Annotated in this window: 17 protein-coding genes and 1 pseudogene; 2 read left to right on the forward strand and 16 right to left on the reverse strand. The window is 51.2% G+C overall.

What is annotated here, in order from left to right; all coding sequences use genetic code 11:
- Positions 1-3 precede the first annotated feature (3 nt).
- On the forward strand, positions 4-378 hold the full coding sequence (locus HAV38_RS20975; protein ID WP_168057353.1) for a copper-binding protein: 375 nt from the start codon (positions 4-6) through the stop codon (positions 376-378).
- Positions 379-703: 325 nt separating this feature from the next.
- Here HAV38_RS20975 and HAV38_RS20980 read toward each other — a convergent pair whose 3' ends face one another.
- From HAV38_RS20980 to HAV38_RS20995, 4 genes are read right to left on the reverse strand one after another with little or no spacing between them, the layout of a single operon-like run.
- Positions 704-1,495: an SDR family NAD(P)-dependent oxidoreductase gene (locus HAV38_RS20980; RefSeq protein ID WP_168057354.1), complete on the reverse strand. Its 792-nt coding sequence runs from the start codon at positions 1,493-1,495 to the stop codon at positions 704-706.
- Positions 1,496-1,502: 7 nt separating this feature from the next.
- Entirely contained in the window at positions 1,503-2,288 is a 786-nt protein-coding gene (locus tag HAV38_RS20985; protein ID WP_245182501.1) for an NAD(P)-dependent oxidoreductase, read from the reverse strand.
- Between the two features lie 10 nt (positions 2,289-2,298).
- Complete coding sequence (locus HAV38_RS20990; protein ID WP_168057355.1) at positions 2,299-3,297, reverse strand: transketolase family protein; 999 nt, start codon at positions 3,295-3,297, stop codon at positions 2,299-2,301.
- Entirely contained in the window at positions 3,294-4,205 is a 912-nt protein-coding gene (locus HAV38_RS20995) for a transketolase (protein WP_168057356.1), read from the reverse strand. Before HAV38_RS20995 ends, HAV38_RS20990 begins: the two co-directional genes overlap by 4 nt.
- 174 nt (positions 4,206-4,379) lie before the next feature.
- On the opposite strand from HAV38_RS20995, the gene HAV38_RS21000 reads away from it, so the two are divergent.
- Positions 4,380-5,288, forward strand: a complete 909-nt coding sequence (locus HAV38_RS21000) for a LysR substrate-binding domain-containing protein (protein ID WP_168057357.1) — start codon at positions 4,380-4,382, stop codon at positions 5,286-5,288.
- Positions 5,289-5,438: 150 nt separating this feature from the next.
- Here the strand turns inward: HAV38_RS21000 and HAV38_RS21005 are convergent, their stop codons facing one another.
- The 12 genes and pseudogenes from HAV38_RS21005 to HAV38_RS21060 all read right to left on the reverse strand — a co-directional run bounded on the left by HAV38_RS21005 (position 5,439) and on the right by HAV38_RS21060 (position 17,087).
- Positions 5,439-6,284, reverse strand: a complete 846-nt coding sequence (locus HAV38_RS21005) for a hypothetical protein (protein ID WP_168057358.1) — start codon at positions 6,282-6,284, stop codon at positions 5,439-5,441.
- 491 nt (positions 6,285-6,775) lie between these two features.
- Positions 6,776-7,888: a Fic family protein gene (locus tag HAV38_RS21010; protein WP_168057359.1), complete on the reverse strand. Its 1,113-nt coding sequence runs from the start codon at positions 7,886-7,888 to the stop codon at positions 6,776-6,778.
- A 2-nt stretch (positions 7,889-7,890) separates the two neighbouring features.
- A complete protein-coding gene (locus HAV38_RS21015; RefSeq protein ID WP_168057360.1) occupies positions 7,891-8,130 on the reverse strand; it encodes a hypothetical protein in 240 nt (79 codons plus the stop codon).
- Between the two features lie 455 nt (positions 8,131-8,585).
- A complete protein-coding gene (locus HAV38_RS21020) occupies positions 8,586-10,166 on the reverse strand; it encodes an isocitrate lyase (protein WP_168057361.1) in 1,581 nt (526 codons plus the stop codon).
- A 636-nt stretch (positions 10,167-10,802) separates the two neighbouring features.
- A complete protein-coding gene (locus HAV38_RS21025) occupies positions 10,803-11,339 on the reverse strand; it encodes a DUF2058 domain-containing protein (protein ID WP_168057362.1) in 537 nt (178 codons plus the stop codon).
- A gap of 128 nt (positions 11,340-11,467) precedes the next feature.
- On the reverse strand, positions 11,468-12,595 hold the full coding sequence (locus HAV38_RS21030; protein WP_168057363.1) for an alkene reductase: 1,128 nt from the start codon (positions 12,593-12,595) through the stop codon (positions 11,468-11,470).
- Between the two features lie 200 nt (positions 12,596-12,795).
- A pseudogene (locus HAV38_RS21035) lies at positions 12,796-12,897 on the reverse strand (DUF6537 domain-containing protein); the annotation flags it as partial.
- An 81-nt stretch (positions 12,898-12,978) separates the two neighbouring features.
- On the reverse strand, positions 12,979-13,119 hold the full coding sequence (locus HAV38_RS22375) for an AbrB/MazE/SpoVT family DNA-binding domain-containing protein (protein WP_168057365.1): 141 nt from the start codon (positions 13,117-13,119) through the stop codon (positions 12,979-12,981).
- Positions 13,120-13,269: 150 nt separating this feature from the next.
- A complete protein-coding gene (locus tag HAV38_RS21045; RefSeq protein ID WP_168057366.1) occupies positions 13,270-13,944 on the reverse strand; it encodes an RES family NAD+ phosphorylase in 675 nt (224 codons plus the stop codon).
- Positions 13,944-14,351, reverse strand: a complete 408-nt coding sequence (locus tag HAV38_RS21050) for an MbcA/ParS/Xre antitoxin family protein (RefSeq protein ID WP_168057367.1) — start codon at positions 14,349-14,351, stop codon at positions 13,944-13,946. Before HAV38_RS21050 ends, HAV38_RS21045 begins: the two co-directional genes overlap by 1 nt.
- A 140-nt stretch (positions 14,352-14,491) precedes the next feature.
- Complete coding sequence (pncB, locus tag HAV38_RS21055) at positions 14,492-15,682, reverse strand: nicotinate phosphoribosyltransferase (protein WP_168057368.1); 1,191 nt, start codon at positions 15,680-15,682, stop codon at positions 14,492-14,494.
- A 118-nt stretch (positions 15,683-15,800) separates the two neighbouring features.
- Positions 15,801-17,087, reverse strand: a complete 1,287-nt coding sequence (locus HAV38_RS21060) for a D-amino acid dehydrogenase (RefSeq protein WP_168057369.1) — start codon at positions 17,085-17,087, stop codon at positions 15,801-15,803.
- Positions 17,088-17,224 lie beyond the last annotated feature (137 nt).

Below are 17,224 nucleotides of genomic sequence, written 5' to 3' on the forward strand. Positions count from 1 at the left end.
AACATGAAACCGATCGTAATTTTGACCCTGATTGTGGCTTTATCCGCCTCCACCCACGCCATGGCGCAGTCCAGTGACACCAAAAACATGGACATGAAAGGCATGAACATGCACAACATGCCGATGGACAAAATGTCCTCCGATTCCAGCACCAAAACAACTACCCACAAGGCAACGGGCACGGTAAAGGCCGTGGATATTAAAAATGGTAAGTTGACCCTTGTACACGGGCCGGTCAAAAGCTTAAACTGGCCCGCCATGACAATGACTTTCTCGGTGAAAGACAAGCTGCTCTTAGACAAACTTTCCGTAGACAAAAAAGTCACTATCGACTTTGTTAAACAGGACATGAATTATGTCGTCACTGCTGTCAATTGACATGACTGCATGGTCGGGTGCATCGGGTTGCTTGATGGACCCCGCACCCTGCCGATGTCGGTGAGGAAAGCGCATGCATAACCGTATTGCAGCAAAATACCCTCACCGCTGGAATACGGCCTGAAGCGGCCATCCAAATGGCTAAAGCCCGCTTTTCACGGGCTTTGTATCAGTCACTTTTCGTAAAGAAGTCAGATGCCGCATCAGGCAACATTGATCCGCTAAGCAGCACCGGCATCGACTTTTTATTCTAAGACCTAAATTTCTTCTACAACCTAAATTACTTGCCGTAGAGGCGATTAGGTCAGTCCGACGTTCATACTGCCTAAGCCTTCACCTTACCCCGACGCAACGTCGGCAAACCCACGCCCGCCGCGTCGAAGCCACCGTCAACTGCAATCACCTGACCGTTGACAAAACTGGCCGCGTCGCTGCAAAGGAATCCAACGACGTTGGCCATCTCTTCGGTGCTGCCATAACGACCCAGCGGGATGGTATCGTAGTAGTCCGAACGGATCGCCACACTGTGGACCAGCTTCGCCATCTCGGTTTCGACCGGGCCGGGTGCAATGGCATTGACACGCACGCCGACATTGCCAAGTTCGACCGCATACTGCTTGGTCATGTGAATAAGCGCAGCCTTGCTGGTGCCGTAGGCGATACGTAGCGTGCTGGCTCTCAGTCCGGAGATCGATGCGATGTTGACGATGGCGCCGCTGCCGTTGCTCGCCATCAGCGCGCCAAAGGCCTGCGAGCAAAGGAAGGCGCCATCCAGATTGGTCGCCATCACAGCGCGCCACTCCGCGAAGGAGGTCTCCAGCGTCGGCTTGAAGATGGCCACGCCAGCGTTGTTAACCAGCGCGTCAACGCGACCGAACCTTGCGATCACTTGCTCGGCGGCCCGGTCTACCTGCGCCGGATCGGACACGTCGCAATGGACCGCCAGCACATCATCGGGACGACCAATCTCCGATACTGTGCGGTCCAGAAGTGCGCTTTCTATGTCCAGCAGAACGACCTTGTAGTCATGGCGCAGAAACCATTCGCCGATAGCCAGTCCAATTCCTCGAGCACCGCCTGTGACAACGGCAACGCGAGATGTAGATTGAGTGCGCATATTTTCCTTAGTGAGTGTGATTTTGCAACAACGTGAATTGGCTTTCCCTTGGCTTTCCCGTTGTGCAGTGCAGCGTTGCACACAGCACAGCGGGTAGGTTAAGACTGTACAGCAATGACATCGACAGTGCCCGCACAACCGCCGCCGCGCCCGTGTTTTGTCTCTGAAACAGAATTTTTAATGCGGTGTTATGGGCTTTTTGCTGATCCAGCCCCAGCGACCGTGCCAGACCTAGGGCTTCGGCGGCGGCAGCAATGTGGACCGCGCACAGATGCTGATTTACCACCTTGATGCTCTGGCCGTCGCCGAGTCGCTCACCCGTCTGGCGTACGTTGCCCATTGCCTCCAAGACAGGCAAAGCCGCTTCAATATCTTCCCCGCTGCCGGAGGCAAAAATAACCAGATCGCCAGTCTTGGCGCGGGCCGTGCCACCGGTGACAGGTGCGTCCACAACGCGTGCACCTGCAGCGCGCAATATATTGCCCTGCTCACGCACACTATCTGGACCAACGGTAGACATCACGACCCAAAGCTGGCCGCTTGCGGCACTACCGACATCACTGACCAGTGCCGCCAGTTGTTGCGACGTCGCGACCATCACGATGACGATATCGCCCTTGGGTGCCAGAGCAAACCCGGACACCGCATCTACCCCGTTTTTCGTGGCGTTTGCGATGCCTGCCAGCGAGACATCCACACCCGTGACAGCGTGACCAGCCGCTTGAATCCGGAGTGCCATCGGCAGGCCAATTGCACCGACGCCTATAAAAGTGACATTCAAGGTTGCATTCATCCCGATGCTCCTAAGCTAGCCAGCGTTTGATCGTAGCGACGATCGAGGAGGTCGAGATACCGTATCGATCATGCAGCGTGGGAAGTGCACCGGCAGCGAGAAACTCGTCGGGCAGCGCGATCTGACGAAACGCGGGATGCACGCCCGCCCGCATCAACGTGGTGGCGACCGCTTCACCGAGTCCACCGACGATGCTGTGATTCTCTGCCACGACCACAAGGCGTCCCGGATGACTGCACTGCGCAATGATCGTCGCTTCGTCCAATGGTTTGATGGTCGGTACGTGCAGTACCGCAACCTCAGCGCTGCCGTCAGCCAGCGCATGCATGGCTTCCAGCGCGCGCATGGTCATGATGCCTGACGAGATGATCAGCACGTCCTTGCCGTCGCGCAAGAGTTTTGCCTTACCGAGTTCGAACTTGTAGTCGTATTCGTCCAATACCAGCGGCACTTTACCGCGCAGCAGACGCATGTAAACCGGTCCATCATGGGCAGCAATCGCTGCGACTGCCTGTTGCGTATCGAGCGCATCGCACGGATCGACGATGGTCAACCCTGGAATGCCGCGCATCATCGCGATATCTTCAGTGGCCTGATGGCTAGGGCCGTAACCGGTAGTCAAACCCGGCAGCGCCGCGCAAATCTTGACGTTGAGATGTTCTTCCGCGATGACTTGATGAATAAAATCGTAGGCACGACGCGTCGCGAATACGGCGTAGGTCGTGGCAAACGGCATCAAGCCTTCCTTCGCCATGCCGCCTGCCGCACCCATCAGCAGTTGTTCAGCCATGCCCATCTGAAAGAAGCGATTCGGGTGTTCGTTGGCAAAAATATGCAAGTCGGTGTACTTGGAAAGATCCGCAGTCATGCCAACGATGTTGGGCCGTCTGGCCGCTTCTGCGATCAGTGCGTGACCAAACGGCGCATTAACGGTGCGCTGTCCTTCCCCGGCAATCGACGCGATCATGGCCGAGGTCGTCAGGCGTGGCTTGGTGATAATGGCGCTCATGAACGGTCTCCTGTAGTGTATAGGTCGGGCGCCAGGTCAGTCCGAGAAGGCGGTTGTGAAGCATCCAGCATAGCAATAGCTTCTTTCCATTCACCCTCTTCCACCCGGATAAAGTGGCTCTTCTCACGTGTCTCTAAAAACGGCACGCCCTTGCCCATCAAGGTGTCGACCAGAATCACGCGTGGCACCGGGTCCTTCAGCGCGCGCGCGATATCGAACGCTGCAATGACCGCGTTGATGTCATTGCCGTTGATGCGTTGCACGTGCCAGCCAAATGCCAGCCACTTATCGGAGAGCGGTTCAAAGTTAAGAGTATCGTGCGAGCTGCCGTCTGCTTGCTGACGATTGATATCGACCAGTACGATCAGATTGCTCAGCTTATGGTGACTTGCGGACAACGCCCCTTCCCAGGTCGCGCCTTCGTCAAGCTCGCCGTCCGACATTGAGTTGTACACAAATGCAGGATTATTCTTGTGCCGCAGTCCAAGCGCCATGCCGACGGCAATCGTCAGCCCTTGACCAAGCGATCCACCGGACATTTCCATTCCGGGTGTATAAGACGCCATGCCAGACATCGGCAGGCGGCTATCGTCGAAGCCATAGGTCTCAAGTTCTTCTTCCTTGAGGACGCCCGCTTCCAGCAGTGCCGCGTACAACGCGATAGCGTAGTGCCCATGAGAAAGCAAAAAGCGATCGCGCCCTTCCCATTCCGGGTCATCGGGCCGAATATTCATGGCGTGGCAATACGCTACCGCCAGCACGTCGGCAAGCCCTAATGCCTGGCCGATATATCCCTGGCCCTGCACTTCGCCCATGCGCAATGCAAAGCGGCGAATGCGATAAGCATGACGGGCGAGCCTGATGTGAAGCGCTTCAGTCGTCGCAGGATTTTTATTGGTAAATGTCATCGTCTCCCTCCGGGGTCGTTTGAACGTTTAACGGTGTGCTGGCCGTGCCGCCGGAAAATCATAGGTGTGTATAATTCACTTGGCGTCGGACAAAACCTAGCCACGGCAGCGTATCATCAAGTGAACGTGGTGACAAAAGAAACGATTGCACTAATTGATGAATCATATTCACATATGAAATTAAATACCAAGTTGCCGCTACCTTTTTTGCGGATCTTCGAGGCGGCAGGACGAACAGCGTCCTTCGCGCATGCGGCCAAGGAGCTGGGCTTGTCGCCAAGCGCAGTCAGTCACTCTATTCGCAAGCTTGAGGATACGCTCAGCCTGAGACTATTCGACAGGAGCACGCGTGAGGTAAAACTCACACGAGAAGGTGCCATCCTTTTGGAACACGTTCAACGCGGAATGGAAGAAATGCGGCGCGGCCTGGCGTTGATTGCGCTCGACGAACCGAGTCCGCTGAGGCTGCATACGGCACCCAGTTTTGCGACACAATGGCTGCTACCCAGATTGTCAGGATTCGTGCGGGCGAATCCACATATCGATTTACAAATCTCGGCGAGCACCGATTACGCGCGCTTTGAAGAGGATAATTTCGATCTGGACATTGTGTATGGCGAGCCTAAGTCCTCGACTTACGAGAAAATTCCGCTGGCCGTAGAAAGGCTGATGCCGCTTTGTGCGCCGGAGGTTGCCGCCCGGATTCAACGGCCGGAGGATCTCTACGCGCAGACCTTGATTCAATGCGACGTTCAACTGCTGCAATGGAAGGGATGGTTTGAAGCCAATCATTTAACACCGCCGCATCACTACGGGTTGCACTTCGATCGCAGTTTGATGGCGATTGCAGCGGCGGTTGACGGGCTCGGGGTAGTGCTCGAATCAACTTTACTCGGGGAGCGAGAATTAAAACAGGGTACGTTGGTAACCCCGCTGATCGATTGCACGCAGGAGATGCGATACATCGGGCATTATCTGGTGTATCCGAAACGGCTTCATTACCATGCAGCTTTTGAGATATTCAAAGTCTGGTTGCTTGATCAGATGGGGATTGACGAAAATGGCGGCGCAGTTGAGGATTGAGAACATAAGGGGTGGATAACATCAGGGCTGGATGACAATTGGCGGGCGGCGAGTTCGACGGTAGGCGTGGGATCTTTTGATGATTGATGATTGATGATTGATGATTGATGATTGATGATTTCAATATGCTCAACTCCTCACGCGGATTTGTTAATCAATCGTGTAAATAGTTTCATTATCCTTCAACACCTTGGAACAATCCCGCATCACCATTGCTTTACGACGCAAATACTCGCAGCAGATTTGCATCGACATATCCGCCGCAACAGGTACGTTTAACGCCTCGCTAAAACGCTGAACAGCCTCCGCTGCATGCGCGAAATGATTGCTTTCGGTGCCGCCGATATGCACCGTTACCCATGCAACGGTGGGGCGGATGCGGGCAACCGGTATGCCGATATGGTGTTCAAACCAGTTTTGAAATAGCGGATAGATGAACTCCACTTCGCTGTGGGTATACAACTCGTGAATCAAGGTGGCTATCAGGCCTCTGAAATGATCGCGCTCACGCAGACGCTGACGATCGGTCCATGCCTTAAACTCCTGCGCTGATTGCAGACAGGAGGATTTGCGCAGCCATGCATCGTCTCCGCACACTGCGGTTGCCATGACGTAAAAGAGGTCGGCATGCAGCGCTCTTCCTGAAGCACCAAGGTCCTCATCAATGATTCTTTGCAGGCTTGAACAAACCTTGAAAAGCTGTCTGGCGATGTCCGGATCTTGCTGTCGTGCGGCCAGAAGCGTCATCCTGCATGCTAAACCGGATACGCTGGCAGCCGAATGATTGGTCTTTGACCAGCTCGCAAAAAACCTGCGCAACGCTTCATTATTGTAGCAACGCGACGTAAGTTGTTCGAATGTGTGCTCGATTGCCAGTAGCGATTCGCGCTCTTCTGCAAAGGCTTGCAAGAAGGCGGTGCGCAGCGCCCCTTGTTGCATGTCTTCCAATACGGGTAGCGCAATTTGATATAACTTGCTTTCGGTAGTGGCCCTCATTTCGGCTCCTCCAACCAAAATATCATTTAAAGATCTTACTTTATAGATCAAGTAATTCTTTTTAACCAATACTTTATTGCACCATTAAAATACATTTTTGCTTTTGTCTTATCGCTTAATCGATTTAAATATTTTTTATCACCCCCCCATGAAGGGTATTTTGGAAACGCAGCTAAAAAACTTAATAAAATTCTTCGGAGGTGGGGACTTCGAATCGCTTGACGCGCTCGCCCATGCAGATAATAAAAAAGGTTTAGGTGGCGCAAGTGATTTCTTTGAGAGCCTACGACGCTGCCTCAGGCCGGCACGATAAATTATTCCCAGCCGCGCAACGCCCATATTTGAGCCTGCGCCCTAGACGTCTACGTCGCTGACCTAACACAACTAGGTTTGTGGTAGGTAGACCTAACACAACTAGGTTTGTGTTAGGTCTACCCAACACAAATTACTTAGTAACAGTCACACCTAACGATACGCAAGATAAAAAATAATCAAAAGACTTCTCGCCCTTCAGCAATATTGAGCAACTTACTAAGAACATAAATATTCGGATTGCGCCCTGCCCCCTCCCGAAAGAGTTGAATCAAACCCAGATCGGTCAATGTTTTTAAACTCGCATTAGAGGTAAAGCGTGTGGGAATACCAGATCTGGCAGCGAAATCGGTGGAGTTAATAATTGGTTTAATAAAAAATGCATCCAACGCAGGTACGGCATATTGCGAGCGCGTCGCTTCAATAAAACGAGTTTTCAAATCGTTATATAACGCCAATATTTTTTGCGCCTTAGTCAGATTTGTATCTGCCTGCAAGATCACGCCTTTGGTGAAAAACTCAATCCATCCTTGCCAATCGCCCTGATCGGTAATCAACAATAATCTATCGTAATATTCCTCGCGATGTAGCTCAAGATATTCAGACAGATAAAACATAGGGCGCGACAATAATCCACGCTGAAACAACAACAAAGGTATTAACATCCGACCGATACGTCCATTGCCATCTTTAAAGGGATGCAATATCTCAAACTGGGCATGCACCACCGCAATTTGCAAGACAGGGTCATCTTCGGACGTAGAGATATAGTTCGCCCATGCATCAAGCGCTTGGGGCAAGACAATCGGGTTGGGCGGCACAAAACGGGCCTCTTCCATCGTGCAGCCGGGCCGACCTATCCAATTTTGATCGATGCGAAACTGACCTGGTGTTTTATCTTGACCACGAACACCTTGCATAAGGCTTTGGTGCAGCTCTTTGATAATCGAAAGCGATATTGGTCGATGCTCCATCGCCGACTCAGCGGAAAATAAAGCGCTACGATAATTTTTAACCTCTTCCATATCAGCTTGCCGCTCTGGTGGAATCTCTACCCCGCCATCTTGCTGCAAGACTTCTTCCAAGGTTGCTTGCGTGCCTTCTATGCGCGAAGACAATACTGCCTCATTTGTCGTAATAGGCGACAATAATACCGCTGCGTTCGGCAACGAACGAAGCAAGCCGTCATATCGCCCTAAAGCGGCATTCGCCCGACTCATCAAGGGCATCAACTTTTGCCAATTTAAATCACCGACGGGCAAAATTGGTGGGATCGCAGGTAGTCTGGCCATGGTTAAAGACTCTTCACATCGTCGATACCAAACTGCTTTAATACCTGAAACGCATTGGCCTTAGAGGAATCGTCAGCAAAACCTGCACCTCTAAATAATACGCGACAACCAGTAAGGGCCAGTTCGGACTGAAGTTTACCAATCACTTCCGCGACTATTTCAAACACGGATTTTTCAACAAATCTATGAGTGGCGACTGGGAGGTCCAGATCTGGGCCATACTTCAATAAAATATCGAACAAGAAATCCTCCTAAGGGTAACCGAGATAAACAAGACGGATGAATGGAATATTACCGGAACACGCCGGGACATTGCGAAACATAGCCATAACGTTTTGTAAAAACTTACAAAGTGTACTAAACCGTAAAGCCTGTACTGGATGCCAACTCGAAAAATTTTGCCGTGGACCACATCCTAAAAAGCCATACAGTCATTTTACCCAGAGCGAGCACCGCGTCAGCAACTCCGTTGTACGTTGGTAGTCGCCTTGGTCGGTTTAAATTTCTGGTTTCTATGACTCGAATCAGCCATCAGCTGTGAAGATATATCTTATGAAACCACAACCTTTGGGTTGAGGCTTTTCATTCTGGAGGCGTTGCCGTACTCCCGCCCGGTAGCGGTGCAGTTAACAAAGCAGAGTCATCCGCACATAAAAAAAGCTCGCCAAAGCGAGCTTTTTTAACCCCAGATCAGTGATTAAAACTGGTTCATCGTGTTGTCTTTACCGGATGCCTTCAGTGCAGCGTCGCCACTGAAGTAATCTTTGTGGTCATCGCCGAGGTCTGAGCCAGCCATGTTTTGGTGCTTGACGCAAGCGATACCCTGACGGATTTCTTTGCGCTGAACGCCAGCAACATAACCCAGCATACCTTGGTCACCGAAGTAGTCTTTAGCCAGATTGTCAGTAGACAACGCAGCAGTGTGATAAGTCGGCAGCGTGATCAGGTGATGGAAAATACCAGCTTCGCGTGCTGAATCAGCCTGGAATGTACGGATTTTTTCGTCTGCAGCGATTGCCAATTCAGTTTCATCGTATTCAACACTCATCAAACCAGCGCGATCGTACGAAGAAACATCTTTACCTTCGGCTTTCATCAGGTCGAATATTTGCTGACGGAAGTTCAGTGTCCAGTTGAATGATGGGCTGTTGTTGTACACCAGCTTAGCATTTGGAATCACTTTACGAATCTCACGCACCATACCGCCGATTTGCGCGATATGTGGTTTTTCAGTTTCGATCCACAGCAAGTCAGCACCGTTTTGCAGGGATGTGATCGAATCCAACACACAACGCTCTTCGCCTGTACCAGCGCGGAACTGGAACAAGTTGCTAGGCAGACGCTTAGGACGCACAAGCTTGCCGTCGCGCTTGATGATAACGTCGCCGTTTTTCATCTCGTCGGCCGACAGTTCTTCAACGTCCAGGAACGAGTTGTATTGATCGCCCAAATCGCCTGGCGCATTAGTTACCGCGATTTGTTTAGTCAAGCCAGCACCCAGTGAATCGGTACGCGCAACGATAATGCCGTCGTCAACACCCAACTCCAGGAACGCATAACGGACTGCACGGATTTTGGCTAAGAAATCTTCGTGTGGAACAGTAACTTTTCCGTCTTGATGACCGCACTGCTTTTCATCAGAAACCTGATTTTCGATCTGGATGCAGCATGCACCCGCTTCGATCATCTGCTTGGCCAACAGATACGTCGCTTCTGCATTACCGAAACCGGCATCGATATCGGCAATGATTGGGACTACGTGCGTGATGTGGTTGTCGATTTTGTCCTGGATCGCTTGCTTGGCAGCGCCTTCAGCACTGTCTAATTGACGAAACAAACCGCCCAACTCACGTGCATCAGCTTGACGCAAGAAAGTGTAAAGCTCTTTGATCAAAGCTGATACAACAGTCTTTTCGTGCATCGACTGGTCTGGCAACGGGCCGAACTCAGAACGCAACGCAGCAACCATCCAGCCTGACAGATACAAATAACGACGGTCGGTGCTGTTGAAGTGCTTCTTGATAGAAATCATCTTCTGTTGACCGATAAAACCGTGCCAGCAACCCAACGACTGCGTGTACTTAGAAGAGTCAGCGTCGTAGTTGTTCATGTCATCGCGCATGATCTTGGCCGTGTAACGGGCGATATCCAGACCCGTTTTGAATCTGTTTTGAATGCGCATACGTGCAGCGGACTCAGGGTTAATCGCGCTCCACGCACTACCTTCTTTGTCTTTCAGACCGGCAATGGCTTTGATGTCTTCTTGATATTGTGACATGTGAAATATCCTTAAATAATTAAGCAAGATTGAGAAAAACGTATTTGGTATTGCCGCATCCCACCATCTGTTGACTCTACGGTGAACAAAATGGAGAGTTGGAAAAAAACTGCATGGAACAATAATATCTGCTTTTTCATTTACGATCTATGTCTTATATAAGACATATGACTTAAATTATTCTATTTATTTTCAATGAGTTAGGGGCTATTTTTTGCTATGTGAAATATATTTCCAAAAAATGATATGGTTTTCGACATTTTCCCTCACTCCATATTTCATCATGTGAAATCAAATTTCTGTATCGTGAGAAAACGGCGAGTGCGGTAAGTAAATACTTGCCTCTTTCGGCGTCCGACAGGTGGCCTGTGGTTGGCGGCGTGAGTATTGAATTCATAGCGCGGTTTAGCTCACTTAAGCTATGAAATTTCATTATTCCAATATCAATGATGCCTACTTTACAAGCAGTAAGCCTGCCAAGATTTAGGCGGTAAAGCGCTTCATCGTGGTGCGCAGAGGTAACGATACCTCTATGGATTCACTAATAGAGCTTTTTGCGCAGGAGGCAAAGGACTCTGGTTCAGCGCCTGCCAGATGCGGGCGCTGAAGGGCTACAACGTGAAACTCAAGCCAGAATTACCACATCAAGTCATCAGGTATCTGGAAGGCTGCGTACGGATCGTCCGCATCGATCTCCAAGACAGTCTTGCTGACGCGCACCACGATCGCTGCATCGCGCTCCGCAATTTTGTCCGCGATAATTCTGGGAACCAATTCGGGGCCGCCGCCCAAGCAGATGATGACCAGACGCCCAGCCACTAAATGCGCTTGCACCGCGGCCGATACGTACATCCGTTCAATTTTGTTGTTATGGGTGAAGTTATACGCGAGCTCGCCGATACCTTTGTTCTGCCGATTTTGCTGCACCATTTGTGCAATTTGCGCCACGATCGCCTTTTGGGTGGCGGCAGCATCACGCACGGCATTGAGTTCGCGCGCGCGATCGGCATTCTTGCGTTGCGCCTCGAGTGCAGCCAGGCGCGTTTCATCCACACTTTCCGTGCCGGCACGGCGCTCGGCCTTTTTTTGCTTACTCTTGTCCTGATGGGCCAGTTTGACTTTGTTTTTGTCAACCAGGCCAGCTTTTAAAAATTGCTCTTGCAAAGAGGCCATATCTGCTGCTCCGTAAATGGGGTCCGCCGGTACGAGCAGCGATGCCCACCGGTGGAAAGTCGCTAGCATAGCAAAAAACTCGGCTCGGCAGACTCCCCCGGGAGTATGCTACCAGTCTGCAACGCGTTTTATGTAGCGAGACTGCCAGACAACGTTGGATAGTCGATATAGCCGTGACTGTCACCCCCGTACATCGTCGCCGGATCGGCTTCAGCCAGTACTGCCGAAGTCTGCATACGCTCAACCAGGTCTGGATTGGCAATGAACGGTCGACCAAATGCGATTAAATCGGCCTTCTTTGCATCCAACCGGTCCTCTGCCAAATCGGCGTCGTAACCGTTGTTTGCCATATACGCGCCGTTAAATAAATTACGCAGAATTTGCAGGTCGAAGCCACCTGAGACCTCGCGCTCGCCACCGGTATCGCCCTCTATGACGTGAAGATAGGCAAGGTTGAACGCGTTCAGTTTCTCCACCGCATGTGTGAAAAGAGCCTGCGGATTGCTATCCCAGATATCCCCAAATTTGCTCAGTGGTGAGATTCTTAATCCCACCCGATCGCCGCCCCACACCTCGGTCACTGCTGCTGTTACCTCGACCAGAAGGCGCGCCCGATTTTCGACACTGCCGCCATACGCATCCGTGCGTTGATTCGTTTTATCGCGCAGGAATTGATCCAGCAAATAACCATTTGCGGCGTGGATTTCTACGCCGTCGAAACCGGCGGCTAAAGCGTGCCTGGCCGCCTCGCGATAATCGTTGACGATGCCCGGCATTTCATCAAGGCGCAAGGCCCGTGGTGTCACCAGAGGGACGAAGCCTGCGTCTGTGTAGGCTTGGCCCTCAGGTAAAATCGCTGAAGGTGCTACCGGCAATTCGCCATTTGGCTGAATCGAGGGATGCGAAATACGGCCGACATGCCATAGTTGTAAAAAAATACGGCCGTTCTTGGCATGCACGGCATCGGTAATTTTTTTCCAGGCTGCTACCTGCGTAGCGTTGTATATACCTGGCGTGAAAACATAGCCTTTGCCTTGCGGCGAGATCTGCGTTGCTTCGGCGATGATCAAACCCGCACTGGCGCGTTGCGCGTAGTACAGGATCGCCATTTCGCTCGGCACGTCACCATCCGTGGCGCGGCTGCGTGTCAGCGGTGCCATGACGATGCGATTGCGGAGGTGATAAGGCCCGAGTTGGACGCTCTCGTAGAGGCGTGCGTTACTGTTTTCAGTTGTTGGATTTGTATTAGTTTGCATAATGATCCTAAAGAAAGCGGTTAAAGAGAGTGTGCAAGCGGATAAAAGCTAGCGATCAACACATTTATACAAATAACATGTTCATCATAAAACTTTATTATTCGCCAATAGAGCGGCTTCACGGCACACCGCCTACAGCACACTACTCTAACTGCTTTTTTCATTCTTCACTCGCGCGCCATCCTCGTGTGCGCTTGTGACGCCTTGAATTCCGGGGCTGCGTACAACCGCGCTACTTCATACTCATCCTTATAAGCCATCAAGCGAAATGCCTGGTCCGCGACCGCTGTGGCGAACTTCCGATCCATTGGTTGGCGCTGGTCCAGCAAGAAGTTTTAAGGGACGGCTCAAAGTGCGGCGTATCACATCACGCGGCTTTTTTTTCAATTTTCGAATAACAATTCTGTTGTTTTCAATCTCGATATGGATACTATATCGCCAATTTTCATCCCGACTTGCGCAAGGAATGGCTTCGGAATCAGAACGCCTTGTGAATTACCTATTTTGCGAATTGATGTTTTCATATATCTCCCGCTCAGTAACTACAGTGTAATATCATATTAAGAACCTTGGATTAAGGCCACGCGGCGGTTTGATCTGGTTGTAAAGCGACGAAGGATGCTCTGAATTTCATGCGCTCCCAGTCATCCCTAACTCTGAACACCAAGTCAACATCATTCAATACGTTCAGTCACGTAGTTAATTGCTTTTCCATCCCAGTGATATTCAAGATAGGCGGCGTGATAACAATCACGCAAAAGGGCCGTTTTGAAGGCCGCCACGCATGTACCATTTTCGCGGCGCACGCTGGGGTAACAAATACCGTTTGCTCCACTGTCTCGAATTTCCTTACCCATCGACTGTGAAGACGCATAATTGTGCAGCGAGAATAATTCGGGATGTGTATCTTTTGCTTCTGACAAATCGTTCACTAAACCCTGCACGCGCATTTGGTACAGTCGCATTTGCAGATAAATCGGTTCTTCGTTGGTGGCTTGCATAAAGATGGCTGAATGGTGTTTCGTTTCTGCTATGGCCGTTTCCTTCTCCTTCGCCGCATAAAACACCCCATAACTACCATCAGAAAATCGACTGCCATGCGGATTCAGATGCGTGAATGCCGCCATGATAGGTCCAGAACCGTTGCCGTAAAGCCGCTCACTTTCCGGAATCAGAGAAATTTCACCAATCTCGTTACGCAACCGAGAATTAGTCATCGCTTCGAGTTCATACAGCGCATCAAAATCAGAGGCATCAGCCACCCGGTCAAATAAATAGATCGACGGAAATCTGGTAGATATAATGCGAAATCCCGGCGACCACTCAAGCGCAATCGTTGGCCAGTCCATTAAGCCCAGCCATCGCGCGTTGCATCCAGATATTGGCGCACAACAAACAGATCGGCAACATTGCCTGACAACATGCGATCTAGCGCACTTTGGCCACCAAAAAGCGGCGCATTATTCGGTTTACTAATCCACGCATCCGCTGATGTGGTATCGGGCAGCAGAATTTGCAGGGACTTATAAATACCCAGCAGGTAAGAAATACGCTCCAGGGTATCCCGGCTAAGATGCGCTGTTTCCGGCGCTCTCTTCCACTTAAAGTAAGCGGCGCGGCTTGGACTGCCTAATAAGGTTATTTCTTGATCGTTCTTCAACTTCCAGTCGTGCGCAATATTAAAGAAGGCCTTTAATCCCGCAGAAGAAAGTTTTTTAGAGGTGGCTGCAGCCTGTTGCGTTGCGGTGATCATCATCACTCCGACGTATATAAATAGACTTATTATGATTATAGTCTATTTATAGACTGCTTACAAAATGATCAAACGCGTGCGGCGGTTAAGGAACGATTATGAGAAAATCGAGTGACCGCGCTATTAATGCGGTATCTCGATTTTTAAATGGTGGCATGATGAAATATCTGCCGCAAATACGCGAGAAAGGTTTCATCCGTGCATAAGGTCTTGCCAGGGGTGTCTGACAGTTTGGCGACCGGCTGACCATTGCAGGCGGTCAACTTCATTACGATGTTGAGCGGTGCCAGACCGGTATCGTTGGTCAGATTAGTGCCAATCCCAAATCCGGTCATGATCCGCCCAGCAAAGGTCCGATACAGGCTAAATGCCGTCGGCAAATCAAGCCCGTCAGAAAACACCAGGCGTTTGGTGTTAGCATCCAGCCGTAGTTTTACATAGTGGGCCAGTGCCTTCTCGCCCCACTCTACCGGATCACCGGAATCGTGCCGCAACCCGTCGAATAACTTGGCAAAATATAAGTCAAAATCGGCTAAAAACGCGTCCATGCCGACCACGTCCGTCAAGGCCGTTCCGAGATCGCCGCGATACTCCTGCACCCAGTCCTCAAGCGCGGCTTTTTGAAAATCGCGCAGTCGTACGCCAAATGATTGATAAGACTGCAGGTACTCATGCGCCATCGTCCCGATTGGAATCAGACCGACTTTTTTGGCCAGATAAACGTTGGAGGTGCCTTTGAAGTATTGCGGGACTTCGCGCGCTAAGGTACGAACGACCTCCTCATGCCATGCGCCGGAATAGCGGCGGCGCACCCCGAAATCGAAAAATTCAAAGGGATGTTTTTTGGCGGGCTGCTGGCCAAACTCGCGCAGCAAATCAATTTTGGCCGCAAGTCGTTTGCGCGCCTCCGTCAATGCTTGCGACTGATTCAAGCGCTGGAAGTAGAGCGCATTAACGATGTACAGGACATAGATTTCAAACCCCATCACGTGAACTTGCGGCCCGGTTGCCACGATGCGCAATGTGTCGCCGTCCGTATCAACTGTGATGAACTTCCGCTGGAAGCGAAAAACCGTCAGAAAGTCGACAAAGTCGCTTTTTATAAACCGAAGATTACGCAGATAATCCAGTTCATCTTCGGTGAAAGAAAGCGAACAAAGATGATCCAGCTCGCGCTCGACATCTGCTTTCAGTTCGGCCAGCGGGAAAGCTGGCGTATTACGGCAGACGAACGCATATTCGGTATGCGCGCCGGGATGACTGTGCAGCAACGCTTGCCACATCGTAAATTTATATAAATCGGTTTCTAGCAGGCTGCATACGATAGCTGTCATTTTTTGGTCTTGCTTGTAAACGCAATAAGTAGACCAATGTTACTTGATTACCCAAATCCTACGTTGCCGCATGACCAAAAAATAATGTAGCGGCGGCGGCGCCGAGTATCCCGATCATTCACGCAAATACCTCGGCCTCCGGCTGGCGACCATGGCGGTGATAACGACTGACATTCAGGTCATCCGCAGCAATCGCAGGACGCCTGCCCGAGATCACGTCCGCCAGCAACGCTGCCGATCCGCAAGACATGGTCCAGCCTAACGTGCCGTGACCGGTGTTGAGGAACAGGTTCCGAATCCGCGTTTTGCCGACTATCGGGGTGCCGTCCGGCGTCATTGGACGCAACCCTGCCCAAAAGCTGGCTTGCGCGGTATCACCGGCACCGGGGAATAAATCGTTGACGACCATCTCCAGCGTAGCGCGACGTTTAGGATTTAATGCTTTGTTGTAGCCCACGATTTCTGCCATGCCGCCAACACGGATGCGGTTGTCAAAACGCGTAATGGCAATTTTGTAGGTTTCATCCAGAACGGTCGATACCGGCGCGGCATCCACGTTAGAAATCGGTACGGTAATGGAATATCCTTTCAGCGGATAGACCGGTATGTCGACGATGGAGCGCAAGAAGTTGGTCGAGTAGGTTCCCAGTGCCACCACGTATCTGTCCGCTTGCAAATAATCGTGACCGCATTGGACGCCGGCGATTTCGCCATTGGAGAACGTCAGCGAGTCGATTTGCAGGTTGTAGCGAAATTGCACGCCGAGTTGCACCGCCATGCGCGCCAGATGCGTGGTAAACAATTGACAGTCGCCGGTCTCGTCGTTGGGCAAACGCAAGCCGCCGAATAACTTGTGTTTAACCGCTGCAAGGGCTGGCTCGACCCGGGCTATTTCTTCTACGCTTAACAGTTCAAACGGGACGCCGCTATCCTTCAGCACTTGCGTATCCTTGGCCGCGTCGGCCAGTTGTTGCTCGGTGCGAAATACCTGCAAGGTGCCTAACTGCCGCCCTTCGTAAGCGATGCCGGTATCGGCGCGCAACTCCTTGAAACAGTCGCGGCTATATTCGGCCAGGCGCACCATCCGCTCTTTATTGATCGCATAACTGGCGGCATTGCAGTTGCGCAGCATTTGCCACATCCAGCGCAACTGAAACAGCGTGCCATCGGGGGTGATCGACAGCGGCGCATGTTGTTGGACCATCCACTTCAATGCTTTCAATGGGATTCCCGGTGCGGCCCAGGGCGAGGCATACCCCGGTGAAATCTGGCCAGCATTGGCGAAGCTGGTTTCTTCTGCGGGACCGGGCAAACGGTCCACCACAGTGACTTCGTGCCCCGCTCGCGCTAAATAATATGCTGTCGTGACGCCGACCACTCCACTGCCCAGAACAAGGACCCGCATGTTAATTCTCCTAAATATGCACAACACGCGATTTTTACGGCCACAATCCATGGATATAAAAGCGTGTACAGATCAAATACTTGAGTCGTTGTTGATTTATAGTAGTTAACGCTATGCTATTTAAAATACGCCAGTTT

The sequence above is a fragment of the Glaciimonas immobilis genome (genome assembly GCF_011947285.1).
In the GTDB taxonomy this organism is placed as follows: domain Bacteria; phylum Pseudomonadota; class Gammaproteobacteria; order Burkholderiales; family Burkholderiaceae_D; genus Glaciimonas; species Glaciimonas immobilis.